Genomic DNA, 25,666 nt, shown 5'->3' on the forward strand with positions numbered 1-25,666 from the left:
TTTGCTAGTACTCTCTTGTCCATGAAAGCAAGAAAGTCCGGACTTTCAATCTTTGTCAAAAAACGAAGAAAATCTATCAATTGGAGGTTGCTCTGAGGATGAAAGGTACTTTCATTGAAACAAAAAAAATTGAAGAATTGATTGAAGTAAATTCATCAATAGAAGAATTTTTTTCTTCCAATTCTAAATATTGCAAATCAATTTTATTAGGAGAAGAATTTGTTGATTTCAGCGATGGGTATTTCCTCGAGGATTATTTTCAGGATAAGAGTGCTTACAATTATAATTGGACTAAAAGTCAAAAATCCTATACAAGCCAGAATTTATTTTTCCTTCGTCTGAAGGATGTTTTTGTATTTCCGAACCGCAGCGCGATCATGATTGCTCCTGGGGTATTCTTAAAAGAATCTTTGAACAATATTTGCTACGGAGATCAATCAAAAAACTTTGATTATTTAACTCGTTTTCTGCCGAATATTACAAAGACGGACAAAGGCTTGGTTTTCGATCCGGAAATCTGCGACCGTGCAGAAATGATCGAAGATACAGTCATGCTGGTCAACACCGTTCAGGACAATTATGGTCACTGGCATCTTGACAGCATGTTGTCCGCCTACGGGATCCGTGACTGGATTTTAAAAAATGATGTCAAGTTCCTTATGCCCAGTGCTAGGCATGCAATTAATCATTACAGAAACCGAGGTTGGATTCAAGAAAGTTTGACGGCGCTAGGCATGGGGGGGCGGTTGCTCGGCACCCCTGAACCGATTGTGTTTTGCCGGGACCTCATCTATTCAAGTCGGATGCTTGGGTTGGGAACAAACAATCCTCCACCACTTTTTCATACTATGACTTCCGAGATCGCGGAGCGAATCGCCCGTGACAGTTCGGTTCAGATCCATCAGCCCGAGTACATCTTCCTGATGCGCAAAGGTGGTGGCTCTGGACGTTACATGCTCAATGAGGAGGCTTTATCTATCGGCCTCCAGAATTATGGTTTCAATTGCGTTGTGCCCGATAATTTTAACTTTGCCGACGAAGTGAAGTTTTTCGGCAAGGCCAAGATCCTCATCTGCCAGACCGGCTCGGCGATACTGAATGCCGCCTATGCGCCGGAAGGCTGCATCATCTGCGAGATCGGGGCCGGCAACGTGTTTTTCACCGCCTTCGTCCATGTGCCGGGGGTCACGGGGAAGCGCTACGTCATGTATCATGTGCCGGAAATGATCCGGCAGGATCCGACCCGTGCGGTGGAGGCGGCCAACCGCGACCAGTGCTCCTTCGAGGTTCCGCTGGAAAGCTTCCTGCCCTTCGTCGCGCGGCTGATGGAACTGACAGGCGTCACGGTCAATCCGGAAGCCGCTTTGATCCGTGCCATGGCCGAGACGAAGCCGGAAATCGAGCGCGGGGCCTGCTATCGGGTTCTTGATGCGCCTTTTTCGCCCGACCAGATCGGGACCTTTGCCTATGCATACCGTCTCCCTGAACTCGTGCGTTACGCGGACGGCATGGCGGCGAGCTCCCGGTCGCCGCTCCGCCTGCTGGAAAATGGCCGGCCGATCGGTCAGCCACACAGTATGCATCACGACATCCGGACCAGCGGTGGCGGGCTCTATTCCCACTGGAACGACTACATCCTTTTCTCGACCAGCGACAACTCCGATCCGAACGCCAACGGCCGAACCTATTCGATCTATCTCGACCGCTGATCGTTTGCCCTTTCCCAATCTCCACCGGGGCAGGCTCTTTCCGCCCGTCCCGGCGGAGGGGCGACGCGACGCACAATCACAGCCGCCGTCCGGCTCATTTTTTCAGGCAAGGAATGCCGCATGGATAGACAGGATCTCCTCGACGCCGCGGGACGCTGGTGGGAAGACCAGGCAAAGCCCGCCTTCGTTCCGGGGGAGAGCTATGTGCCCGTCACCGGCAAGGTGGTGGACGGTGACGATCTGCGGCATCTGATCGACGCGTCCCTGGACATGTGGCTGACCGAAGGGCGCTTCGCCGACGGTTTCCGCAAGCGGTTGGCCGAGCGTTTCGGGGTCAGGTACGCCAGCCTCACCTGTTCCGGCTCCGCCTCCAATCTGGTGGCGGTGAGCGCCCTCACCTCCCCGTCGCTGGGGGAGCGGCGGCTGGCGCCGGGCAGCGAGGTGATCACCGTGGCGGCCGGTTTCCCCACCACCGTCGCCCCGATCGTCCAGAACGGCTGCGTGCCGGTCTTCGTCGACGTCGATCTTGCCACCGCCAACATCACCCCCGACCGGGTCGAGGCGGCGCTGACCGACAGGACGCGGGCGATCGTCGTCGCCCACACGCTGGGCAATCCGTTCGACGCCGCGGCGCTCGCCGACATCGCCGAACGCCACAACCTGTTCCTGGTGGAGGATTGCTGCGACGCCTTCGGCGCCACGCTGAACGGCCAGGGGGTCGGCACCTTCGGAACGCTGGCCACCGTCAGCTTCTATCCGGCCCACCACATCACCACGGGCGAGGGCGGCGCCGTCTTCAGCAACCGCAAGGCCTACGAGCGGCTGGTGAACTCCTTCCGCGACTGGGGGCGCGACTGCTGGTGCCCGCCGGGCCGCGACAACACCTGCGGCCGCCGGTTCGACTGGACCTTCGACGGGCTGCCGCCGGGCTACGATCACAAATACGTCTACTCCCATCTCGGCTACAACGTGAAGATGACGGACATGCAGGCCGCCATCGGGTTGAGCCAGCTGGACAAGCTCGACGGCTTCGTCGTCCGCCGGCGGGAGAATTTCCGCTTCCTGCGCGACGGCATGACCGCCCTGGGGCTCGACCGCCATTTCGTGCTGCCCGAGGCCATCCCGGGGGCGGAGCCGAGCTGGTTCGGCTTCCTGCTGACGGTGCGCGACGGCGTGGCCCTGGACCGCGGCGTCCTGGTCCGCCGGCTGGAAGAGCGCAGGATCGGCACCCGCCTGCTGTTCGGCGGCAACCTGACCTGCCAGCCGGCCTTCCGCGGCGTGGACTATCGCACTGCCGGCGATCTCACGAACACCGACACCATCATGCGCCGCTCCTTCTGGCTGGGCGTCTGGCCGGGCCTGACCGAGCGGCACCTGTCCTATGTTCTCGACACCCTCAAGAGCATCGTTGCGGAGGAACTGCGATGAAGGCGGTCATTCTTGCCGGCGGGCTTGGATCGCGTCTCAGCGAGGAGACGGACCGCCTTCCCAAGCCGATGGTCCGCATCGGCCGCATGCCGATCCTCTGGCACATCATGAAGCTCTACAGCCATCACGGCATCAACGACTTCGTGATCTGCCTCGGCTACAAGGGCGAGGTCATCAAGCAGTTCTTCCTGGAAATGCGCAGCACCCTGTCGGACTTCACGATCGACATCGGGAACGGAGCCATCAGCTATCACGACAAGTCGCACGACGACTGGCGCGTGACGCTGATCGACACCGGGGATGCGACGATGACGGGCGGCCGCGTCAAGCGGATCGCCCCCTATCTCGACAACGAGACCTTCTGCCTGACCTATGGCGACGGCGTCGCCGACGTCGACATCCGGAAGGAGATCGCCTTCCATCACGAGCAGAAGCGTCTGGCCACGGTGACGGCGGTGGAGCCGCCGGGCCGTTTCGGCGCGCTTGAGCTGGCGGGCGACCGGGTGGCCTGCTTCTCGGAAAAGATCGACAACAGGAACGCCTATGTGAATGGCGGCTTCTTCGTGCTGGAACCGGGCTGCCTGGACTACATCGAGGGCGACACAACCGTCTGGGAGCAGGAGCCGCTGGAGCGTCTGACTGCCGCGGATCAGCTGGCCGCCTATCGGCACAAAGGCTTCTGGAGGCCGATGGACACCATCAACGACAAGCGCATCCTGGAGGAGCTGTGGGCGACGGGCAGCGCCCCCTGGAAGGTCTGGTCGTGATGACCCCGCAGGCGCACGGTTTCTGGCGGGGCCGGCGGGTCTTCCTGACCGGCCACACCGGGTTCAAGGGGGCATGGCTGTCGCTGATGCTGCGCCGGCTGGGCGCGGAGGTCACCGGCTATTCCCTGCCGCCCCACACCAACCCCAGCCTGTTCGAGCTGGCCGGCGTCGCCGACGGCATGACCTCCATCATCGGCGACATCCTGGACGCCTCCTCCCTCGCGCGCGCCATCGCCGATTGCCAGCCGGAAATCGTCCTGCATCTGGCGGCCCAGCCGATCGTCCGGCTGGCCTACACGGATCCGGCCGGCACCTATGCCACCAACGTCATGGGCACGCTGAACCTGCTGGAGGGTGCGCGCCGCGTTCCCTCGGTGCGATCCGTCGTGGTCGTGACCACCGACAAATGCTATTTGAACCGCGGCTGGGTCTGGGGATACCGCGAGAACGATCCGCTCGGCGGCAACGATCTCTACAGCAGCAGCAAGGCCTGCACCGAGATCCTGACGGCCTCCTTCCGCCAGTCCTTCTTCCCGCCCGAACGCCATGGCCAGCATGGCGTCGGCATCGCCACCGCCCGTGCCGGCAACGTGATCGGCGGCGGCGACTGGGCGCCCGACCGGCTGGTTCCCGACGCCATCCGCGCCTTCACCCGCGGCGACACGCTGCGGCTGCGCTATCCCGGCGCGATCCGCCCCTGGCAGCATGTGCTGGAGCCGCTGGAGGGCTATCTCCGGCTGGCGATGCGGCTGTGGCAGGACGGCGCCACCCATGCCGACGCCTGGAACTTCGCGCCGCTTCCCAGCGGGGAGCGCCCGGTGGGCTGGATGGCCGCCCGGCTGGCCGCCCTGTGGGGCGGTGGCCGGGTCGAGGTCGAGCAGGCGGACCACCCTCACGAGGACACCGTCCTACGGCTGGATGCGACCAAGGCTCGCGTGTCGCTCGGGTGGGAGCCGCTGCTCGACCTGAACGAGACGCTGGAGCAGACGGTGGCCTGGTACCGGGCGCAGGCCGGCGGCACCGACGCCGGCACCCTCACCCGCGACCAGATCGACGCCTATCTGGCCCGTGGCGCCGCCAAGGCAGAGGTGCTCCCGTGACGGAGACCGTCAGGCTGGACCTTCCCGGCGCCTTCGAGATCCGCCCGCCCGTGCACCGGGATCCGCGCGGGACCTTCCGCAAGATCATGCACCGCCCGACCTTCGAGCGGCACGGGCTGTCCACCGATTTCGCCGAGGAATATTTCACGGAATCGGCGGATCGGGTGCTGCGCGGCCTGCATTTCCAGCTGCCGCCGCACGATCATGTGAAGCTGGTCTATTGCGTGACCGGCACCGTGCTGGACGTTGCGGTCGACCTGCGCCGGGACTCCCCCACCTTCGGGCGCCACGTCATGGTGGAGCTGTCGGCGGACCTCGGCAACGGCGTCTATCTGCCGCCGGGACTGGCGCATGGGTTCTATGTGCGGCGGGGGCCGGCCATCCTGGTCTACAAGACCAGCACCGTCCATGCCGCGGCTGCGGACAGCGGCATCCGCTGGGACAGCGCCGGCATCGATTGGCCTGACACTGCCCCTATTCTGTCCGAACGTGACATCAATCTCCCGATGCTGGAGTCTTTCGAAAGTCCTTTCCATATCCGCTGACTGACATGTCTAGTATCGTTGCGACGAATTGCTTGTGTGAAGCCTCATCGATTTCAATCCAAGAAAGTACAGTTCAAGACAGTCCTGAAACTTGGAGTAAATCTTTCAGGCCCGCCTCAAGAGGGATTGCCGGTGTCCAGCCCGGTACGGAATTCCCTCCGCGCCATGGCTGCATTACCTCCCGAGTTCGGTAAGGGCGGGCTCCCCACTCTACGGAAATCGGTTGCGCGATGACTTTTTCAAAGAGGCTTACAATTTCACGCAACGGCAGACAGCGGCCCGATGATACGGTGTAGCACTCTTGTGCGCCGATTTTCCTGCTCAGCAAATGTGTCCCGGCTATTCGAAAGGCTTCGACCACGTCCTTGATATGAACAATATCGAGGAGTTGCTCTCCCGGTGACATGCGCAACGTTTCTTTATTTTCCACAGCGTTCCGCAGTAAATGAAACAATTTGGAGCGACTATCTCCGGGGCCGTAGGTGTCATATAATTTAAGCGTTGTTACGGAAAATCCGCGAGCGGAAACATAGTAAGAGATAATCGATTCAAGAGCCTGCTTGGTCGCGGCATAAAGGTTTACAGGCTCATATTGATCGCCATTGAAGTGCTGCCACGAGGTTCCGGTATTAACGAGACGCTGAACGCCCACATTGGCCATGGCTTCCATCAATCGGGTGCCGAACAATACATTGGAATTTATAAGGCTGATAATATCCTGGGGCTTATGTTCTGTTATGTAGAGAGAAGCAAGGTGGAAGACGATATCTGGCCGAACTGTTTCAAGAATTCCGGCTAATTCCTCACCTTCGCCATCCATATGCTGGGTGATGTAGGGAGGAAGGAGATGTGAGTTGCTGTCGGGACGGACCACAGCGTGTACGAGTGCTCCATGCGCGGCCAAATGGCTGGCAAGATGACGTCCAACAAAGCCGGTGGCCCCTGTCAGGAGAACGCGTAATTGATTGGACGGTGCTAACGTCATGGCACGCCTCTTTTGGAAATGATTTTACTCATAATCGGCATTGAGCGCCGCCGGCGACAGACCGGCCATCTGAGCGCCGCGCAAGGCGCAGTCGTCGGACCACAGATATTTCCATTGGGCAAAACGACCACCGAGCAGCAGGGGGCCTGACAGGGGGCGTGCACGCTCCCAGTCGACCACCGGGTCCAGATCGCCCTCCTCCCGCTCCAGCCCATAGCCGGACAGCCAGTCGAGGATGCTGTCCAGCGCCGCTTCGCGGGCATGGTCGAACAGCACGTTGGCGTAGGGCTGCGACACCAGCCTGGCCCGGATGCTGTCCCGGCCGGTGCCAGGCGCGATCAGCCCCATCGCCGTCAGTTCCTCCACCACGCGGTCGACCAGCGCCTGCCCTTCCAGCGGCAGCGGCCGGGTGGGGCCGGCATACACCTCTACCTGCAGGCCGCAACTGCCGGGCGGGGTGACCTCCGGCGACAGGTTGGTGGTCAGGGTGATGCGGGTGGACAGGCAGTCCTCGTCATAGACATACAGCCAGCTCTCTGGACGCGTGGGCGGATGGGGGACCAGCACATTGACCAGCGACAGGTCGGTGCGGACCAGCCGCCTTGCCGCCACCCGTATCTCGTCGCCGGCCTGCAGCGTCGCCTCGACGAAGCGGTCAAGCGGGATGGTGCTGACCAGCCGGCTATAGGGATGCACCGTTCCGTCGGCGGTGGTCACCTCCCGCCGCTCCAGATCGATCCGCTCGACGCGGGCGCCGTAGCGGATGTTCGCTCCCTCCGCCAGATGGGAGAAATAGCCGGCATAGCCGCCCGCCTGGGGATAGCGGATGCTGGTGATGTAGTGGGTGTCGTAGGGCAGGGGGCCTTCCGCTCCCCGTTCGATCTGCTCCAGGTCGGGATAGAAGATGCGGCGCCCGATCCAGGACACCGTCATCTCTTCCGGTTCGACCGTCCAGTATTTGCGGGTGTAGGCCGCCGCGAAGACCCGGCTGAATTCGGGGCCGAACGCCCGCTCCAGCCAGTCGCCGTAATGCGCCGGCTCCTTGGCCGGCAGGGCGCGGATCGCCTGGACCGACGACAGGCAGGCTTGCCGCAGGCCCGGCTCCATCTGGTAGAGGTGGCTCTGTGCCGGATGGGAGATCCAGCTGCCCCGGTAATGGTTGCTGATCAGGGCCTGGAAGCTGCGCTGCCGCCCGGCGCAGCCGACCTGCTGGAGATGGCGGACATAGGCATGTTTCGTGAAGGACACGTGGGGGCCGATGTCCCAGAAGGCGCCGTCCGCCTGTTCGGTCCGTACCAGCCCCAGGGGGCGCGTGCTTTCCTCAAGCACCAGGCAGCGGTCATGGCCCGCATGGTGGCTGAACGACAGGCCGGTCAGGCCCGCTCCCAGAACGACGATCATGACTGGACCACGCAAGAGCGGTGAGGATGGAGGGGAGAAACGGGGCCAGCCTGCCCCTGATCGGACTATATCGATAGTCCAGATGGAAATCAGCGAAGCCGTCCATCCTCCCAGCACCGGACGTTGCCTGACAGGCTTGACATAAAGGAAAATGTTCCTTTACTGTCCGTCCATCAACACCCGCAATGCGCCCACGCCGGTTCCCGCCGCCGTGGGCTTTTTCATGCCCGGACTCCGGAGGTGCCGCCGATGAACCCTGTTGTCATGATCCCCGACGCCTATGGGCACAAGACCGACATCCTGACGCCGCCCCCGCACCGGCAGGTCCATTCGCTGGCGCCGTCCACCGCCGTCACCATACCCGTTCCGGCCGGTGCCCGGGCCGTTCTGATGGCGGCGACCACCGATTACTGGGTCCAGTACGATGGGGATGCCGTCCTGCCGGCGGCGTCGATCACCGGAGGAAAGGCGCCGGAGTTCAACCCGATGGCCCGTTCGGTGGCCGGGCTGACGACGCTTTCCTTCGTCTCGGAAAAGGCCGGCTTCCTCAGCCTCGGATTCTATGGGTGACGCAATGAATGGACGATATTCCTATGCTCCGCAGCCCGATCTGAGCGGCCTCGCTCCCGCCGCCCACGGCCATGGGATGGAGGCGGTGGCCGGGCTGACCCCGGCGCTGAACGGCAAGGCCCCGCTGGCCTCTCCCTCCTTCACCGGTGCCGTCGCCTTGGCCTCCGGATCGGCCGCCGTTCCGGCCCTGACCTTCGCCGGCGACACCAACACCGGCCTGCACCGGCCCGCTGCCGACACGTTGGGCTTCGCGACCGGCGGGGTGCAGCGCACCACCCTGGACAGCGGCGGCGCCCTGGTTCAGGGCCATACCGCCGGGGTGGGCATCGGTGGAACCGGTGGGTCCTCACCGGTGATCCAGGCGCACGGGACATCCTGGTCGTCCGGGATCGGCGCCTGCCGCTGGGACGGCGCCAGCGTCTGGGGCGCGCAGCTTTCCATCGCCAAAAGCCGCGGGACCGCCGTCGGTACGCGCGGCATGGTCCAGAGCAACGACGAATGCGGCCGGGTGTGGTTCATGGCCGACGACGGCAGCGCGTTCCTTCCGGCCGCCGACATCCGGTGCTGGGTCGACGGCACGCCGGCGGCGGGCAGCGTGCCGGGCATGCTGGCCTTCGGGACCACCCCCGCCGGCGGCACCGTACCGGTGGAGCGGCTTCGCATCGGCAGTGACGGCACGGTGACGCACCGGTCCAACGCGACCGTCGTCATCGATGCCAACAGCCATCTCGGCCTGCGCAGCTACACGGTGGCGACGCTGCCGAGTGCCGCCGCGGTGGGGCGCCTGATCTGTGTCAGCAACGGCACTGCCAGCAAGAGGCTGGCGGTCAGCGACGGCACCGGCTGGCGGTGGCCGGACGGCGCCCTGGTTTCCTGATTCGATAGCTGACTGGGAGAGAACGATGCAGACGACGAAGCGTCCTTACGAATTCCTGGTGCGCTGGGACCAGCAGGGCAATCTGGCCGGTGCCCATGCCCAGTTCCGCTATATCACCACCGATGAAGCCGGGACGGTGATCGGCGAGTTCATCGGGCCGGCGGAACCGGTGGCGATTGCCGGGGCGAACGGCTTCCCCCTGGCCACCGTCCTGACGCAGGAGCAGATCGCCGCCTTTGCCGGCGCGGTGCCGGAGCCGGTGGACGGCGGCGGTCAGCCGCTCTGATCCCCGGCAGGGGAAGCCTACCGGACGATCAGGAAGATTCCGCCCAGGGTGGACAGCAGGGCCGGGTCGATGTCCCGGAAGGGGCTGTCCGTCGCAGCACGGAGACGCGGCAGGAATTCGGCGAAATAGTCCTGATCGACGGTGGCTTCCGGCAGGAAATCGACCGTGGCGAAGTCGATGGTGCGGAAGAGGGCCTCCATGACGTTCGGCCGCATCCGGTTGCCATGCTGGTACTTGGCATCCCCGCTCAACTCGTCGTAGCCGTCCTGGCTGAGCAGAAGGAATTCCAGCGGGCGGGCGAAATTGCGGTGGTCGCGGAAATCGACCCGATGCACACCCCGCCCCCCCGGCTTCATGCAGCGGGCCAGCGAAAGCAGCGCCGGCTTCATCGCATAGAAATGCTCGAACGCGGCGTGGGAGACCGTCAGGTCCGCCAGTTCGCCCCCCGTTCCGAGATCGGCGGCCGTCACATCCTCCAGCGAGAGCGGCACCGGCCGGATCAGTTCGGGATCGAACGCCTGGGCCGCCAGCGATCGCTCGACCGGTTGCGGATCGACCGGCCAGCCGCGCTTGCGCATCTCCTCGATCAGGACCGGCAGATACTTGTCGTGCCATCCCGCCCGCCAACTGGCCAGATAGCGGTCCACCACGCAAACCCGCGCGCCCAGGCATGCCATCGCCAGAACGCTGCCCATGTCCGGACCGGGGCCGATCTCCAGAACCAGGCGGTCGCGGAAACCGTTCAGTCCGCCCTGCACATGCGTCGCATAGAACTCGACGATGCTGAGGGCGTAGTTCACGCGCTCTGAAAAATAAACGGTCTCCGACGGCTCGACCGTATAGACGCGCCCGTTGGTGTTCGGGTCGCTGTTGTCGCTCGTGGAGAAATACAGGACGTCTCGCCAATGCGAATAGCGTCCGTTGCCCTTGGTCCGGATTTCGTCATGCGAGGCATGGCCGGGACCGAGCAGGCGGTCACCCTCCCGCAAGGCCAGGATCGAACGGGTGACGAAGCCGACATCGTCGGTCAGCGGAAAAAGACCTGAGTCTATCTGAACCGTCCATGCGGCTCCGCTTTCCTTCCGGAAAGGCGGAGACAGTATGACGGGAATGGAAATCTGCTCGTCACCGCCGAACATGGCAGCCCTTAACTCTGATTAATCTGCACTAGCTATTGAATAGCTCTGCCGGAAAGTCAATGAATTGCCATGACAAAAGATATGGCTTTCTTTGATTGCAGCCCATGCATGCGAACGGATGCCTTCCACGGCAGTTCTGCGAAGTGAATGAACCATCCCGGCATCGTCTCAATGGAAGCGCCAATGGCGTGGCATGATACCGCAGCGTGTGGATGCGGCCGGCTTGTGAGGCGGGCGCGAATGGCTTGTCGAAGTTGCTTTCGGCGTGCAAATGTTCAATCTGCATTGTCAGGCGGCCCGATGACGCCTTGCAAGCCAGACAGTACCATCATCAAGACCAGGTCCGGACTCCATGAGCTTCATCGCAGGATGCCTCCACACCTCTCCTTCAGTGGACAAGGCGGCGCGGTCGATTGTGTCCAGGGCCGCAGCCAAGGCGGAAGCACGGGGACTGCTGCGCTTCGGTTTCGAGGTGGGGCCGCGGATCAGCGTTGCCGTCGCGCAGCCCGCTGGACCGGACGAACCGTTCCAGCCCTTCGCCACCGGCGACGGACGATGCGGTCTCGTGCTGCTCGGCGGCCGTCCGGCCACGAACATCGGGCAGGCGTCCGGCGGCGCGTCGCACCTGGGCGAGCGGCTGCTTGAGCGGTACCGCACCGGGGGCGAGGCTGCCCTGGCCGGGCTGGCGGGCGATCATCTGTTTTGCCTGTGGGATGAAGACCGCGACCTCTGCATCGTGTCGCACGGCTTGGCGGGCACCCGGCCCCTGTTCGTCAGGATGAATGGCGCCGACATCGTGTTCGCGTCCGAGGCACGGCTGCTGTCGGACATGGATGGATGTCCGCTGTCTCCCGATGCGGCCCTGCAATTCCTGCTCGCCGGCATCGCCGCTCCCGGTCTGGACCGGAGCCGTCCGGACGACGGGGTGCGGCGCCTCGATCCGGGGATGACCTTGCGCTGCCAGGGCGGGGTTCTGTCCCTCTGGCTCTCCGATGCTCCGGCAGGAACGGGAGGCGGAAGCCTTCTGGACCGGCTCGCCGGCGTTTCCGGCTTCGGACCGGGCCGCAAGGTTCTGCTGCTGAGCGGCGGGCTGCACGCCGGCATCCTGGCGGCGGCGCTGGGCAAGGCCGCCGCGGGAGATGGGGCGCCGCCGGTCGCCTGGGCCTTCGGTTTCCCCGGATTGAACGAGTTTCCCCTCGCCGGTGCCATCGCCGACCGGTTCGGCCTGAAGCTGGAAACCTGCGAACTGTCGCCCGAAGCTGTTTTCGATGCGGTGGATGGCCGGCTGGCCGGCCATGGGCTGCCGGTCGACGATCTTCTGCTTTTCCTGCTGTGCGCCGGGATTGGGCATCTGGGCGATGGGCCCGGCCGTATCCTGGCGGGAATCGGCGGCCGTGCCCTGTTCGGTGAAGCGACCGTCGGGATGACCGCCGGGGCGATGCTCGACGCCGGTGCCTGCGCCGGGCTGGTGCGCGGAGCTGACGTCGTCGGAACCCTGCACCGGACCGGCCTGTCGATGCGCGGCTGGGACCCGACGGGTCCGCTGCCGGCTGCGGATGAAACCACCCGTCTTGCCGGAGGGACGGTTCCGCTGCTGGCCAGTGTGCTGGGGGAACGCGGTTGGGAGCTGGACGTGCCTTTCCTCGGCGGCGGCGAACTGGCCGGCTGGGCGGAAGCGCTGCGTCGCCAGGCCCGCGCCGATGGCATGCCGGTGCGGCGCCGGCTGCTGGCCGAAGTGCCGGCACCGCTCGCCGATGCGATGGGACAGCGGGAGCCGGGTGCGGAACTGGTGACGCCCGACATCCTGCTCGACGGTCAGCGCGACCGTGTTCTCGACCGTCTGGCCACCGCCCGTGGCGGCTCGCTCGCCGGCCTTCTCGATCTGGATGCCGCGGAGCGGCGGATCGCCGCCCATTATGACGGGACACCCGATCCGCTGCTGGTCTGGCGGCTGTTCCTTCTCGCCACCTGGTCCGCTTCGGCATAGAGCCGAAGCGGAACCGCCCCGGGTCCTCGGGGGTGTGGATGTTGTGCAGATCGATCATCACCGGCCGCTTCAGCATCGGAATCTCGCCGTTCCTCAGCCGCTCGATCTTGCCGGCGTCCTTGTCGGCGTCCTTGTCGGCGTCCTTGCCGGCGCAGGTGACCTGCACGCCGAATTCGGAAAAGCAGGCGGCGGAGACCAGGCCGATAGATGGGTCGGAAGGCTGATCCCCGTCCCGGGATCCGATCCCTTCACGCCTTTTCCTTTACAGGGCGATCCTTGCGAAGGGGGTGTCCAGCCGGTTGAAAGCCGGGCTGTAGAAGGGGTCGTCGAGCGCCTCTCCCCATGCCGCCAGGATTCTCTTCACGTCGTTCCGATGGGTGTCGAGGCCGGCCTGACCGGACAGGTAGCCGCGGGTCTTGGATTCCAGGTGGTACAGGCAGACCGCGGGGTCGTAGACCACCCGCCGTCCCTCACGCCGCACCGCCATGCAATAGACGATGTCGTTCCACTCGACCGGCCAGGACGGGTCGAATCCCTTCACGCTCTCGAAAACGGAGCGCCGGGTCACCATGCAGGCGCCGGTCACGGCGGCGGCGGACCGCAGAACGAGGTTGCGGCCGAGATAGCCGCCCTCGTTGCCGGGCATTCCGCGCCCGTCATGCACCGCCCCCTGCTGGTGGCTGGTGATCACGCCGGCATGCTGGATGCTGCCGTCGCCATAGAGCAGGCGGCCCCCCACCACCGCGACGTCGGGCAGTTCCAGCGTCGCGACCGCACGGGCCAGCCATCCGGTGTCGGTGGTGATGGTGTCGTCGTTGAGGAAGACCAGCACGTCGCCGCCGGCCTGCGCCGCGGCCAGATTGTTCATCATCGCCCAGTTGAAGGCGCCGCGATACGGCATGACGTCGACGCCGCGCTGAGCCTTCATGGCGGCGATCAGGGCGACGCTGTCGGGATCCTCGTTCTGGTGGTCGATCACCAGGATCTGCATCGTCCCCGCATAGGCCGTGCGCGTCCGCAGGAGCGAGTCCAGGCAGTTGCGCAGCAGGACCGGGGCGTTCCTGGTCGGGACGATGACGGTGACCGAAGGCAGGTTGGGTCGGCGGGGCACGATGTCGCAAGGCTCGACCAGCGTCTGGCCGGCCTCCCCGGTTTCGCTGACCACACGCGTCTGCCGCACCTCGGCCGCCAGCCCACGGCGTGCGGCCCATGCCTCGACCGCCCGCGGGTCGCCGGTCAGCAGCCGCGGCAAGCCGCCGGGGCCGCGCAGGTCGGCCGTCTGGTCCAGGCTGTAGAGCACGGACGGAACGTGCCGGATCGCCTCGGCCGGCACGCAGTCGCTCAAGCGCAGCATCAGGTCGTGCAGCCCCGACGGCGGCGTTCCGTCGGCAATGGCGAATGACCGCAACAGAGCGTCCGGCGTCACCAGGACGATCGGGCCGGCATAGTCGTAGGACAGCAGCATCGCCGGATCGAAGCCGGGCTTGAACACCGGCAGCACCTGCGCCGGCTTGCCGTTGCGGGCATCGGTCAGGACGTCGTGGTCGCTGTAGGCGACGGCGGCCGGATTGTCCGATGCCGGTTCCAGGGCGGCAAGAAAGGCGGCAAGGGCGTCGGACCGCAGCGGACCGGCGCTGCCGACCACCAGATGGGCGGCGGCACCGGCCAGGGCAGGGTGGCCGGCCAGCAGGCGCGGCAGCGTGGCCGGCGCCGCGACCACCGCCCGGCCGTCGGCCTCCAGCGGACGGATCAGCGCCCCGGCCTCGCTGCCCAGGTTGTTTTGGCCGAGGCCATCGGCGGCAAGCACGGTCAATGTCCAACGGCGGTGCGTCTGGTCGTCCAGCGAGGCGAGCAGGCTGCGCAGCGGTGCCGGCTCGAGCGCCGTCTCCAGCAGGATCACGTTGACGGTGAGGTCGGCCGCTGCGGCGGCCTCACCGTCCAGCAGGCGATGGCAGGCGAGCAGCCCTTGCGCCTTCAGGGCGCCATAGGCCGACAGCGGTGGACTGACGGCACGCAGGACATGCGGGATCTGCTGCTCGATGCTGGCGAGCATCTCCTTCATCGACTGGATGGCGGCCAGCACCCGGCCGAGATCGTCGAGGGCCGCCGGCAGGTTCGCCTTGACGTAGATGTCCGACCCGAAAGGCGCCTTGGAATGGGCGTCGCGCAGCCGCAGCATCGTCCCCCGGGCGACGAGGTCGGCATGGGCCGTCGGGATATCGAAGAGGAAGCCGTAGGTGCCGCCGCCGCCGACGCGCTCGCCCAGACCCGGAATGAAGTGCTCGCACCGCACCGCGCCGATGAAGCGGTCGCCGAGATGCAGTTCCAGCACCACGCGCTCCGAAAAGTCGCTGGCATTGGCGCACCAGCCGGAAACGCCGCCGGTTCCGTTGTGCGACGCTTCCCCGATCAGGCGGCGGGTCGGGGCGAGTTCGACGGCGGCCAGCCGCCCTTGCACGCCGGAACGTGCCAGCCAATCGGCGACGGCAGCCGGCAGCCCGCCGCGGAAGCCGTCGTCGCGCAGGATCGTCAGCAGCCAGAAGCGCCAGGAGCGGCTGGTGGCGATCGACTCCCGGGAGCTTTCCGACAGGGGCAGGCGGTCCAGCGCCCAGCGTGCCAGGGCATCGTCCGGAGCCGGGGCCAGGGCGACATGCGGCAGAACGGCATCGCCGGCCAGCCCGGCGATGATGCCGTTGAGAAACTCCTTGTGCAGCAGATAGCCGCCGAGGAACTCGGCCGGCGTGCAGCCGGTGGCGGCCGTGATTTCCTGAACGCTGTTCGGGTGGCGGCCAAGGAACAGGCGGTAGCCGTTGAAGGCGTCCTCGAGGCTGGTTTGCGCAGAGGCGTCCGGGCCCTGCGCCGGGAGCGGCTTGTTTCCAGCCGTGTTCAGGCCGCTGTCCATTCCCATATCCCTGTCTTGCTCCGCCGATCCGCCTTCATGCCGACGCCCTTCACGTCAACGCCGGGCGGGAAGGATGCGGACCTTCCATCCGGCCCCTGCTTACCAGAAACCGGCTCAGATGGTTTGCAGGATCGTGGAGAGGCGGCTGGCATAAAGCTCCTGCAGGACGGGCCGGGCGAAGCGGCCGCGGACGGAGGCGGCCCCGGCGGCGGCCCGCCGTTTGGTTTCGCTCCGGTTCTCCTTCACCCGCCGCATCGCCTCGGCGGCTTCATCGATATCCGGCTCGAACCAGCGGGCGCCCGGCGTGACGCCGATATACTCGTCGCTGTCGAGGTAGCATTCGCAGCCGCCGACCAGGAAGCCGGTCTCGTCCGTCATGTAGTCGAGATTGGCGGAATAGCGCGAGGCAATGACCGGCTTGCCCATCATCATCGCCTCCACCATGGTGTAGCCGAAGCCTTCGGCCCGGTGCAGCGAGACATAGGCGTCACAGGACCGCATCTCGGCCAGGGAGTCGGCGTATGACAGCTCGCGGTCACGCACGACGATGCGCGGATCGGTGCCGACCAGACGGTCGAGGTCCAGCTTGTGGGCGAGATCGGCGATGCTCCGGTTGGTCTGGCGGTAGCGGATGCGCAGGATGAGCCGCACCCCGCTTTCGGACGGAAAGGCTTTCCGGAAGGCGCGGACCACCGCGAGCGGATTCTTGCGCGTGTACCAACTGCGGGCATCGAAGCAGAAATAGAAGGTGAAGGGCTGATCCTCCGGCCGTTTTTCCGCGGAGACCTTCAGGACACGCTCGTCGACGCAGTTGGGCACGATGCGGATGGGACCGGAGAAATGCTGCCTCATGGTGTCGGCGCAGAAGGCCGACATGGTCCAGACCTCGTCCATCATGTCCAACGCCAGATGGGCCGAGCGGGGCAGCGCGCTGGTTTCCCACAGGAAGAAGCCGATGTTGTACGCGCCGGCGAAGCGCGCCAGTCCATGATTGATCATGTCGCCCGGCGCACCCAGCAGGCCGAAATGGATCAGGTTGATCGGGTAGAGTTCCTCGCCGGCATGGCGGTTGGGCACCGCCATCATCGGCATCGTCACGCCGAAGCCGGCGTCCTGCAGGATATCGCGGGAAAACAGGGCATTGCGGCTGATGCCGGTGCCGCCGTCGAAATAGCCGAACAGGTTGACGCCCTTCGCCTGCGGCATGCGCGGCAGGTGGCGCGCCACCGGCGCGCATTGCCGCTGGCGCAGCGACGACAGGCTCAGGGCCTGCGCCCCCGGCACGCCGAGGCGGGTGTAGAAATAGCCAAGCCCGGACATGGCCTGCCCGTCATGATGGATCGGCGCGTCCAGAAGCGCGCTCACCTCCGGCGGCAGGAACAGGTCGTCCAGGTTCCAGCGCAGCAGCCACAGCGAGATCGCCAGCAGCAGGGGGAACAGCGCCCGCTCGTCGCGCAGGTCGAAGGCCGCGGTCAGCTCGGGGTCGCGGGCATGCATTCCGGCGTAGAAGCGCGAGATCAGTCCATGGCGGTCGATCCGGGCCGGCGCATTCAGAATCCTCCACATGGCGGGGGGACAACGATTCCTTGGGCAGGCGGGCCTTGCCGAACATCCAGTGGACGAGGTCGCACAGCACGTCACCGTCACCGCTGGCCGCACCGGTCTCGCCCGTCCGGTAGGCCGAGAGCAGGCGCGAGTGGAAGAAGCCGGCGGCATCCTCTTCGCCCGAGGTCAGATAAGCCGTCACATCGGCCGGCAGCGGGCACCATGCATGGTCGGCCAGCGTGAAGCGCTCGGCGTGCTGCACCAGAAAGCGGGTCAGGTCGGCCGCGCTGCGCAGATGGAAGTTCCGCTGTTCCTGCAACCGGTAGAGCTGGTGTGCCAGGAAGGAGCCGACCGTCAGCTCGCTCCTTTCAAACCCCTCGGCGTTACGGACCAGCCTTGCGTCCTCGATCTGGTCGCGTCCACGCCTGGTCTGGTTCGTCGTCTCGCAAAGCGCACTGGCGCACAGGGCCTGCCGTTCCGGCGTCATTCCGGACAGGGCCGTGTCGATCACCGCCCGGTGAAGGCCGGTGACGACGGGGGCGCCTGGAATCGATATCCTGGTGCCATGGATCTTGATGTCGACACAGCAGCCGTCGATCGACAGAAGGCCAGTGGGAAGGGGGATGTTGAAAGCGAGGAAGCCGTTCCGTCCCGGCAGTCCGCTCAGCGCCTTGTGATGCTCGTTGCAGGCATGGGTGCCGAGAAAGCGTCCATCGACATAGAGATCGACCAGGCATTCCTCCGCCGGATTGCTCTGGTTGTGCAGCCAGCCGTAGATCTTGCTGGTCGTCACGAACTCGAGCCGGCCCTGGTAGGTGGCGACCTTTGCGAATTCGACCTTGACCGGGCTGATCGCATTCATCGGACACCCCCCGGCGCGGCGGCCGCGCCGGCTCCGGAGCTGAGTGCAACCGAAGAGGGCGCGTGGCAGTTCAACCCAAAGGCAAGGGAAGAGATCGAAGCGCTCTGGAAAAGCTTAGATCCCGAAGCAATACGCTCCATTTGGTCAGCCGTACCAGCAAAGAGATATCACCGAAGAGGTATAGTATCAAAATCAACCCCAATCGGTTAGGGCTTTTGCATTATATTGCAATCATGAAACAGGAATTTACGCATCCTGGAATTGAAAATTGCGGACCGGGCGGATGGAAGCGAAACGGGGGAAGGTTTCCCTTCCCCCCGCCCTTCCCCTCAGCCCGCCGGCAGGATGAAGCCCTGCGGCGGCTTGCCGGCCTTGTGCAGCGCCCACATGACCTGATAGGCGCGTTCCAGGTTGCGGGTGAAGCGGTGGCTGTCGAACAGCGGCACCGTCATCCGCCCCCCCTCCAGCCGCTTGCGGAAACCGGCGCGCCGCTCGGGATCGCCGGCGAGCGCCACCGCCAGCTCTTCGTAGCCGGACAGCGAGCGGGTGATGGTGTCGGGCAGGCCGGCCGCGTTCAGCAGGCTCGCCGCCACCCTGGACGCGAAGCTCCCGCCCAGGCAGGTCACCACCGGGCAGCCGGCCCACAGCGCGTCGCTGGTGGTGGTGTGGCCGGTGTAGGGCAGGGTGTCGAGCGCCAGATCGGCGACACGGTAGCGGGCGATGTGGTCGGCCAGCGGGCGGGGCGGGGCGAAGACCAGCCGGTCGCCGGAGACGCCTTGGGCCTCGGCCGTGGCTTTCAGATTGGCGGCGGCCTGCGGATTGGCTTCGAACAGCCACAGCACCGATCCGGGCACGCGCTTCAGGATGCGCATCCACAGGGCGAACATGGTCGGGCTGATCTTGTAGGCGGTGTTGAAGGCGGCGAAGACGACGCCGTCCTCCGGCAGGCCGCACTGGCCGCGCGACGGCACCTGCTCGGGCAGCGGGCGGCGGCGGTCGTTGATCTGATAGGCATCGGGCAGGATCGCCAGCCGCTCGGCATAGAAGGGCTGGTGCTCCGGCGGGGTGACGAAGCGGTCGCCGATCACATAATCCATGTACGGGCAGCCGATGGTGCCGGGATAGCCCAGGTAACTGACTTCGACCGGCGCCAGCCGGCGCGACAGCAGGTCGAGCCGGGTCTGCTTCGTGTATCCCTTCAGGTCGATCATGATGTCGACGCCGTCGTCGGCCATGCAGCGGGCGACGGCATCCAGCGGCACGCTGCGGATGTCGCGGAAGCGGTCGAACGACTTCACCAGCCGCTGGCGCATGGCGCTGCCGTCGTCGGGGCCGTAGGAATAGGCCAGCACCTCGAATTGCCCGCGGTCGTGCAGCTCGAACAGCTCGGCCGCCAGATAGGCGGTGGCGTGCTCGTGGAAATCGGCCGAGACATAGGCGATCCGCAAACGGCTGTCGGGCCGGCTGTCGGGCCGGCTTTCCGGCCGCGCCGGCATCGGCGGGGCCGAGGGGCGCTTGACCAGCCGGTCGTAGAACAGCCGGGCGGACCGGTCCTGCTGGGCCGGCGTGGTGTCGATCGACAGGGTGGCCAGCGGGATGACGACGCCGGCATCCTGGTCGATGGTCTCCGTCACCCGGGTGCACAGCCGGTCGTAATCGTCCCAGGCGCACAGCGTCTGCTTGAGGTAGAGGTGGTAGCACAGGGCTTCGGTCTTGGCCGGCGTCAGCGTCACCGCGCGGGCATAGGCGGTTTCCGCCTCGCCCAGGCGGCTCAGTTCGCGCAGGGCGTGGGCATAGCCGAGCATCGCCTCACCATTGCCGGGCTCGATGACCAGCGCCCGCCTCAGGGCGCGGATCGCCTCGGCCATCCGCTGCCCCTCGCGGAGCGCCACGCCGAGATTGGCGGCGGCGAGCGCGTCGATCGGCCGCAGCCGGAGCGCGCGGGCGAAATCGGTCGCCGCCCCGTTGCGGTCGCCGAGCGCCAGGCGGGTCGATCCGCGGTTGACGTAGCCCTCCGGCGTGCCGGGGGTCAGCTGGACGCAGCGGTCGTGGGCGGCCAGGGACTCGCCCATGCGGCCCAGCGACTGCAGCACGGTGCCGAGATTGCTGTGGCTGTCGGACAGATCGGGACGGATCGTGATCGACTGGCGTAGGATGGTCTCCGCCTCCTGCGGGCGGTTCTGCATCATCACCACCGTGCCCAGCAGCTGGAGGATCTCGCCCTGGCCGGGAACGGCGTTCAGGATCGCCCGGCATACCTGCTCCGCCTCGGCCGGCCGGCCGGCCCGGAAATGGTCCAGCGCCAGCCGGAGCGCTTCGTTCAGCGTCATCGCCCCGCCTCCCCGGCGAGAATGCCGGTCCGGTTTCCGGCCTCGGCCGCCACGTCCGCCGTCACCCTGGCCATCACCTCGGCCCAGTCGTTGGGTCTCGCCTGCCGGAACAGGCGCATGGTCGGATACCAGGGGCTGTCGAGGCGGTCGCGCATCCAGCGCCAGTCGGCGAACCATTTCAGCACCACCCAGGTCGGCCGCCCCATGGCGCCGGCCAGATGGCAGACCGAGGTGTCGCAGGTGACGATCAGGTCCATGTTGGCCATCGCCGCGGCGGTGTCGAGGAAGGCATCCGGTCCGGCGTCGAAATCCGCCCCCAGCTCGGTCACCGCCACCCGGTCGCGCAGCCGCTCCAGATGGTCGAGGCCCGACACCTTCTGCAGGCTGTAGAGCCGGACGCCGGCCAGTTTCCCCATCGCCTCGAAGCATTCCAGCGGGATCGACTTGCCGGTCTCGTTGCCGTGCCAGTTGATGCCGATCCGCAAGGCCGGGCGATTGCCGCCCTCCAGCCGGTCCAGCCGCTCCGCCCAGCCGGCCTGCAGCTGCGGCTCCGCCCGCAGATAGGGCACGCCGCCGGGGACGCTGTCCGGCGTGGTGCCGAGCCGGTTCATCAGGCTCATCAGCGAGATGTGGTAATCGTAGGCCGGCAGCGGTTCGCCGAAGGCGAACAGCCCGTCCAGGTCGGGGGCGGCCGACAGCACGCGCTTCAGCGCCGGCTGGCATTCGTAGAGCACCCGCGCGCCCATCCGCTTCAGCACGCCGGCATAGCGGATGTACTGGAAGGAATCGCCCAGCCCCTGCTCGAAATGGACCAGCAGGGTCTTCCCCGCCAGCGGCTGGCCCTGCCACAGGACGCCCGGCATGTTGCGCTTGCGCCAGACCCCCTGCTCCAGCCGGCCCTCATAGGCGACGGTGCCGTTGGCGTAGTCGCCGGCCATCAGCAGGCAGGTGCCGAGATTCTTGCGGTATTCCGGCCTGCCGACGTCGATGGCGAGCGCCCGGCGGTAGTTCAGCGCCGCGTCCGCCAGATGGCCGAGGCTGAGGCTGACGGCGCCCAGGTTGTTGTGGTTGACGGCCACGTCCGGCTCGACGGCCAGCGCCAGCCGGTAGACGGCGCACGCCCGCTCGCCGTCGCCGCTGAACATGAACAGGTTGCCCAGCGTCAGCAGTGCTCCCGGATAGTCGGGCTTCAGTCTCGCCAGTTCGCGGAAGGCGATCAGCGCATGCTCGATGTGGCGCTGGTCCAGCAGGATGCCGCCCAGCGCGTTCAGCGCGTCCAGATGGTCGGGCTTCAGCCGCAGCGCCTGGCGCAGCGGTTCCATCGCCTCGGCCGGCCGGCCGGAGGCGCGCAGGCACAGGCCCAGCGCCCCATGCAGGGTGGCGCCACGCGGTGCCGCGATGTCCGGGTTTTCGTCGATCAGGCGGCGGTAGACGGTGGCCGCCTCGTCGAAGCGGCCGGCCTGGAACAGCGCCGCACCGGTGTTGTAGGCCTGGACGAAGGCCGGCGAGAACTCGGAAATGGCAACCCCCAACGCTTGATCGCGCAAATGACCGGCGGCGCGGATCGATTGTCGCACTGACCCGCGGCTTCTTAACCCAAGACCCCGGCCGTCAGCAATAAAGGGCTGCCTTGTTCATTTCTTTGATCTTACCCCCGCGGCTTCGCTCCGATGGCCGCCCAGGAGATCTCGTTGACCCAGGCGAGCTGAACGTCCTCCAGCCCGGCGCCCTTCATCAGCGTCTCCACCTCGTCACGGCGCCAGTAGTTGGCGATCTTCGGCAGCATCTGGTCGAAGACGATGGAGCGCAGATGGGCGAAGTCGAAGCGGCGGATCAGGCGGAAATATTCCAGCCGGTCCAGCCCCAGCCGCAAGGCCAGCCACAGCAGGGCGGTCGGCGGCAGGGACAGCGCATGCACCAGCCCGATCGGCAGGCGGCTGAACAGCGCCTTGCGCAGCGGGTCGGCGAAGTGGACGATCCAGCCGTTGTTCTCGCGGCCATAGACCCAGACCATCACCCGTCCGCCGGGTTTCACCGCACGCACCATGTTGGCGAGCGCCGTTTCCGGATGGGCCAGATGGTGGATGACCCCGATGGAGAAGGCGAGGTCGAAGCGCTCCACCTCGTTCAGCTCATAGGCGCTCTGGCGGCGCACCTCCATCGCCGGATGCGGCGCCAGCGTGGCGCGGGCCGAGGCAAGGCTGCGCTCGTCGATGTCGATGGCCAGCCCGCCGGCCGCACCGTAGCTCATCGGCCAATGGCTGTTGCGTCCCATGCCGCAGCCGACGTCGACGAAGGTCAGGCCGCGCCAGTCCTCCGGCTTGAGGAAGGGCGTCCAGCGGCGGAACTGTTCTTCGTAGATGCCCTTCAGCTCGGCATAGCGGCCCCACTCATAGCCGAAGCGGTCGGCCGACCCGCTGTGCACCGCGGATGCGGTGTCGGGGGCGGGGGAAGAAGACGGCGCTTCGCTCATCGCGGCGGTCCGGTGTGGTGGAAGGGCAAGACGGCGCTATCGGTAGAAGCCGGAGGGCGGGCTTGTCAAGCAAGGGGCAGGCAGGGCGGGCAAGGCGGGGAGACGGGCAGGGGAGCAGGACGGGAAGAAGGGTGCGGACAGGCCGGTTCCTCCCGCCGCCGCGGACGGCTACCATGCCGCCCCTTGCCGTGAGACGAAGCCGCCCCTCCATGCCCAACCTCCTGTTCGACAAGCCCGGCATTCCCATCCTGTTCGTCCATATCGGCTACAAGGCCGTGGTCGACATCGCGCTGAGACAGGCGGCGCTTGCCTCGCCCGACAGCCCGGTGATCCTGCTGACCGACGAGATCCGCGACCTGCCCTTTGCGGTCCATCAGGCCGACATCCGCCTTTACACCGGCTCGTACTCCCGCTTCGACGCGGTGTACGAGCATCTCTCGGTGAATGGCGAGGGGTACGAGGCGATGTGCTACGGGCGCTGGTTCTTCGCGCACGAGTTCGCCGTCCGCCATGGGCTGGGCCGCTTCTGCGTGTTCGACAGCGACGTCATGCTCTACCGCCCGGCGGAGCGGTTCTCCGCCGCCTTCGCCGGGCGGATCGCCGGGAACTGGAGTTGGGCCAACTGCTTCGAGGGGCCGGAGGCGCTGGGCTTCCTCTGCGACCGCTTCGTGGAGATCTTCGCCGACAAGCCGAGGCTGCACGCCCTGGGCGACCGTTTCCGCATCGGCGGCCGGCCGCATGTCAGCGACATGCACCTGCTGATGGAGATCGCCGCCGCCGATCCCCGCTTCCTTGAGCAGGGAGGTCTGATCGCCCAGGGCTTCGACCACAACATCCGCGATGCGGACGGCTGCTTCGCCATGCGCGATGGGTTGAAGAGCGTCCGTTTCGGGGCGGACGGCATTCCGGTCTGCGCCCGCACCGACGGCGGCGCCCCGGTTCCCTTCACCTTCCTGCATTTCCAGGGTCCGGCGAAGGACCGGATGGGCGGCTTCGCCTGGCCGGCCGCGGGCCAACCGCCTGTGGACCGGCCGCCTGTAAATCAGCCGCCTGTGGATTGACTGTCCGACCGGCGCTGATCGCACCAGCGCTGCCACATCAGCCGGTAGGCGGTTTCCAGATTGCGCATGAATCGCCCCTCGTCGCACAGCGCCGATGCCCGCAGCCGCTCGCGCATGCCCATGCGCAGCCGCATCAGCCGGGTCAGGTCGCCGGCCAGACCGGCGGCGATGGCAGCGTATTGCCCGGGGGTGCCGGCGACCAGTTCGGGCAGGCCGACGGCGGCCATCAGGCTGGCGCCGACGCGGGCGGCATGCCGGCTGCCCGCCAGCGTCACCAGCGGCGCCCCCATCCACAGCGTGTCGCAGGTGGTGATGGTGCCGTTGTAGGGATGCGGGTCCAGCGCGATGTCGATGCGGTTGTAGGCGGCGAGATGCCCCGCCGCATCCTTGATGAAGCCGACGAGGTCGAGCCGGGCCGGGTCGATGCCGGCGGCGGCGAAGCGCGCGCGCATCGCCGCCGCGGTGCCGGGGTCGGACAGCGGCCGGTCCTTCAGCAGCAGGCGGGAGTCCGGCACCCGCCGCAGAACCTCGGCCCACAGCGCGACGGTGCCGTCGGTGATCTTGGACAGCTTGTTGAAGGACCCGAACGTGACGGTTCCGCTGGCCCCTGCCGGCAGCGGAACCACCGGCGGGGCGGAGGCCGGCGGGCGGAAGCACAGGAAGGGGGCGGGCAGCCGGACCAGCATTTCCACCGCATGGGTATCGGTCGGGCCGACCGGGTCGCTGATCGGATCGACGATGCGGTAGCCGACCGAGTCCATGCCGGTGCCGTTGGGATAGCCCAGCCAGGTCACCTGCACCGGCGCCGGGCGCCGGGCCAGCATCGGCAGCCGGTTCAGCCCCGAATGGCCGGCGAGGTCGACCAGGATGTCGATGCCGTCGGCACGGATCTGCGCCGCCAACGCCTCGTCGTCGAGATGGCCCACGGTGCGCCAGCCGTCGGCCTGCGCCTTGAAGCGGGCGGTGTGGGCGTCGGCATGGGTGTCCGGCAGGATCGAATAGCAGACGATCTCGAAGCGGTCGCGGTCGGCCGCCTCGAACAGGGGCGTCAGGAAATAGGCGCCCAGATGCTCGCGGAACTCGACCGACAGGTAGCCGATGCGCAGCCGCTTCTCCGGATCGGGGCGGTTGGCGTGCGGAGCCGCCGCCGGCAGCCGGCCGTCCTGCCGGCCGAAGCGCTCGTCGAAGCGCCGGTGTTCGGCCAGCAGGCGCTCGCCGGACAGATCCAGGTAGTTCAGGCACAGCAACCGCTGGCTGGCGATCAGCGGATCGGCGGGGGCCAGCCGTTCGGCCTGGTCGAAGCATGGGGCCGCCGCATCGGCATTGCCGCGCATCTGGTGGGTGACGCCCAGATTGAACCAGACGCCGATGTCCTGCCGTGGATTGGCGGCAATCGCCCGGGTCCAGCGCCGGACCGCCTCGTCCAGCCGGTTGGCGCCGTAGGCGCTGCTGCCCAGCCCGACCCAGGGCTTATCGTAGTCCGGCCGCAGGACCAGGGATTTGCGCAGCGCCGCCGCCGCCGCGTCGGGCTGGTTCAGGTCGGACAGGATGACGCCCAGATTGTTCCAGACGTCGGCGGCCGTGCCGTCCTGAGCCAGCAGAGCGCGGCAAAGCGCCGCCGCTTCCTCCAGGCGCCCGGCGTTGAAAGCCTCCAGCGCCTGCCGCTTGAGCGTTTCCTGAACGGGGGCGGTCATGAACG

General features: G+C 66.2%; 20 protein-coding genes. 10 read left to right on the plus strand and 10 right to left on the minus strand.

The features are described 5' to 3' along the window. Positions 1 to 98 precede the first annotated feature (98 nt). The 5 genes from ACWPN8_RS30920 (at position 99) to ACWPN8_RS30940 (ending at position 5,549) form a co-directional block, all read left to right on the plus strand. The gene (locus tag ACWPN8_RS30920) at positions 99 to 1,709 is read left to right on the plus strand and encodes a glycosyltransferase family 61 protein (RefSeq protein WP_492243565.1); all 1,611 of its coding nucleotides are present in this window, start codon (positions 99 to 101) and stop codon (positions 1,707 to 1,709) included. 120 nt (positions 1,710 to 1,829) lie between these two features. Then, positions 1,830 to 3,137 carry a lipopolysaccharide biosynthesis protein RfbH gene (gene rfbH / locus ACWPN8_RS30925; protein ID WP_492243566.1) on the plus strand — a complete coding sequence of 436 codons (1,308 nt, stop codon included), beginning with the start codon at positions 1,830 to 1,832 and terminating at the stop codon, positions 3,135 to 3,137. Beyond that, a complete protein-coding gene (gene rfbF / locus ACWPN8_RS30930; RefSeq protein WP_492243567.1) occupies positions 3,134 to 3,904 on the plus strand; it encodes a glucose-1-phosphate cytidylyltransferase in 771 nt (256 codons plus the stop codon). Before rfbH ends, rfbF begins: the two co-directional genes overlap by 4 nt. Continuing rightward, positions 3,904 to 5,004 (plus strand): CDP-glucose 4,6-dehydratase, encoded by a 1,101-nt coding sequence (rfbG, locus tag ACWPN8_RS30935; RefSeq protein WP_492243672.1) that lies wholly within the window; start codon positions 3,904 to 3,906, stop codon positions 5,002 to 5,004. Before rfbF ends, rfbG begins: the two co-directional genes overlap by 1 nt. Next, positions 5,001 to 5,549, plus strand: a complete 549-nt coding sequence (locus tag ACWPN8_RS30940; RefSeq protein WP_492243568.1) for a dTDP-4-dehydrorhamnose 3,5-epimerase family protein — start codon at positions 5,001 to 5,003, stop codon at positions 5,547 to 5,549. Before rfbG ends, ACWPN8_RS30940 begins: the two co-directional genes overlap by 4 nt. Positions 5,550 to 5,622: 73 nt before the next feature. Here the strand turns inward: ACWPN8_RS30940 and ACWPN8_RS30945 are convergent, their stop codons facing one another. Together ACWPN8_RS30945 and ACWPN8_RS30950 are read right to left on the minus strand one after the other, a co-directional pair. Then, positions 5,623 to 6,534 (minus strand): NAD-dependent epimerase/dehydratase family protein, encoded by a 912-nt coding sequence (locus tag ACWPN8_RS30945; RefSeq protein WP_492243569.1) that lies wholly within the window; start codon positions 6,532 to 6,534, stop codon positions 5,623 to 5,625. Positions 6,535 to 6,558: 24 nt separating this feature from the next. After that, positions 6,559 to 7,935 (minus strand): protoporphyrinogen/coproporphyrinogen oxidase, encoded by a 1,377-nt coding sequence (locus ACWPN8_RS30950; protein WP_492243570.1) that lies wholly within the window; start codon positions 7,933 to 7,935, stop codon positions 6,559 to 6,561. 249 nt (positions 7,936 to 8,184) lie between these two features. On the opposite strand from ACWPN8_RS30950, the gene ACWPN8_RS30955 reads away from it, so the two are divergent. From ACWPN8_RS30955 to ACWPN8_RS30965, 3 genes are read left to right on the plus strand one after another with little or no spacing between them, the layout of a single operon-like run. Beyond that, positions 8,185 to 8,505, plus strand: coding sequence for an NAD/NADP transhydrogenase alpha subunit-like protein (locus ACWPN8_RS30955; RefSeq protein ID WP_492243571.1), 321 nt, complete (start codon positions 8,185 to 8,187; stop codon positions 8,503 to 8,505). Then, complete coding sequence (locus tag ACWPN8_RS30960) at positions 8,498 to 9,382, plus strand: hypothetical protein (protein WP_492243572.1); 885 nt, start codon at positions 8,498 to 8,500, stop codon at positions 9,380 to 9,382. Before ACWPN8_RS30955 ends, ACWPN8_RS30960 begins: the two co-directional genes overlap by 8 nt. A gap of 25 nt (positions 9,383 to 9,407) precedes the next feature. After that, positions 9,408 to 9,668, plus strand: coding sequence for a hypothetical protein (locus ACWPN8_RS30965; protein WP_492243573.1), 261 nt, complete (start codon positions 9,408 to 9,410; stop codon positions 9,666 to 9,668). Between the two features lie 17 nt (positions 9,669 to 9,685). Here the strand turns inward: ACWPN8_RS30965 and ACWPN8_RS30970 are convergent, their stop codons facing one another. Beyond that, complete coding sequence (locus tag ACWPN8_RS30970; protein ID WP_492243574.1) at positions 9,686 to 10,807, minus strand: class I SAM-dependent methyltransferase; 1,122 nt, start codon at positions 10,805 to 10,807, stop codon at positions 9,686 to 9,688. A gap of 415 nt (positions 10,808 to 11,222) precedes the next feature. Between ACWPN8_RS30970 and ACWPN8_RS30975 the strand changes: the two genes are divergently transcribed. Continuing rightward, positions 11,223 to 12,794 carry an asparagine synthetase B family protein gene (locus ACWPN8_RS30975; RefSeq protein WP_492243575.1) on the plus strand — a complete coding sequence of 524 codons (1,572 nt, stop codon included), beginning with the start codon at positions 11,223 to 11,225 and terminating at the stop codon, positions 12,792 to 12,794. Positions 12,795 to 13,056: 262 nt separating this feature from the next. On the opposite strand, the gene ACWPN8_RS30980 is transcribed toward ACWPN8_RS30975, so the two are convergent. The 6 genes from ACWPN8_RS30980 to ACWPN8_RS31005 form a co-directional block, all read right to left on the minus strand. Then, positions 13,057 to 15,696, minus strand: coding sequence for a glycosyltransferase family 2 protein (locus ACWPN8_RS30980; RefSeq protein WP_492243576.1), 2,640 nt, complete (start codon positions 15,694 to 15,696; stop codon positions 13,057 to 13,059). 114 nt (positions 15,697 to 15,810) lie between these two features. Then, complete coding sequence (locus tag ACWPN8_RS30985; RefSeq protein WP_492243673.1) at positions 15,811 to 17,016, minus strand: glycosyltransferase family 4 protein; 1,206 nt, start codon at positions 17,014 to 17,016, stop codon at positions 15,811 to 15,813. Between the two features lie 10 nt (positions 17,017 to 17,026). Further along, positions 17,027 to 18,103: a hypothetical protein gene (locus tag ACWPN8_RS30990; protein WP_492243577.1), complete on the minus strand. Its 1,077-nt coding sequence runs from the start codon at positions 18,101 to 18,103 to the stop codon at positions 17,027 to 17,029. Positions 18,104 to 18,432: 329 nt separating this feature from the next. Then, positions 18,433 to 20,433, minus strand: coding sequence for an O-linked N-acetylglucosamine transferase, SPINDLY family protein (locus ACWPN8_RS30995; protein WP_492243578.1), 2,001 nt, complete (start codon positions 20,431 to 20,433; stop codon positions 18,433 to 18,435). Next, complete coding sequence (locus tag ACWPN8_RS31000) at positions 20,430 to 22,010, minus strand: tetratricopeptide repeat protein (RefSeq protein WP_492243579.1); 1,581 nt, start codon at positions 22,008 to 22,010, stop codon at positions 20,430 to 20,432. The genes ACWPN8_RS30995 and ACWPN8_RS31000 overlap by 4 nt, the downstream gene beginning before the upstream one ends. 71 nt (positions 22,011 to 22,081) lie before the next feature. Further along, positions 22,082 to 22,906 (minus strand): class I SAM-dependent methyltransferase, encoded by an 825-nt coding sequence (locus ACWPN8_RS31005; RefSeq protein WP_492243580.1) that lies wholly within the window; start codon positions 22,904 to 22,906, stop codon positions 22,082 to 22,084. Positions 22,907 to 23,115: 209 nt separating this feature from the next. Between ACWPN8_RS31005 and ACWPN8_RS31010 the strand changes: the two genes are divergently transcribed. After that, positions 23,116 to 23,967: a hypothetical protein gene (locus tag ACWPN8_RS31010; protein WP_492243581.1), complete on the plus strand. Its 852-nt coding sequence runs from the start codon at positions 23,116 to 23,118 to the stop codon at positions 23,965 to 23,967. Here ACWPN8_RS31010 and ACWPN8_RS31015 read toward each other — a convergent pair. Continuing rightward, on the minus strand, positions 23,949 to 25,661 hold the full coding sequence (locus ACWPN8_RS31015) for an O-linked N-acetylglucosamine transferase, SPINDLY family protein (RefSeq protein WP_492243582.1): 1,713 nt from the start codon (positions 25,659 to 25,661) through the stop codon (positions 23,949 to 23,951). The two genes, ACWPN8_RS31010 and ACWPN8_RS31015, sit on opposite strands and share 19 nt — an antisense overlap. Between the last annotated feature and the right edge of the window lie 5 nt (positions 25,662 to 25,666).

The sequence above is a fragment of the Azospirillum sp. UENF 112521 genome (assembly GCF_058780665.1).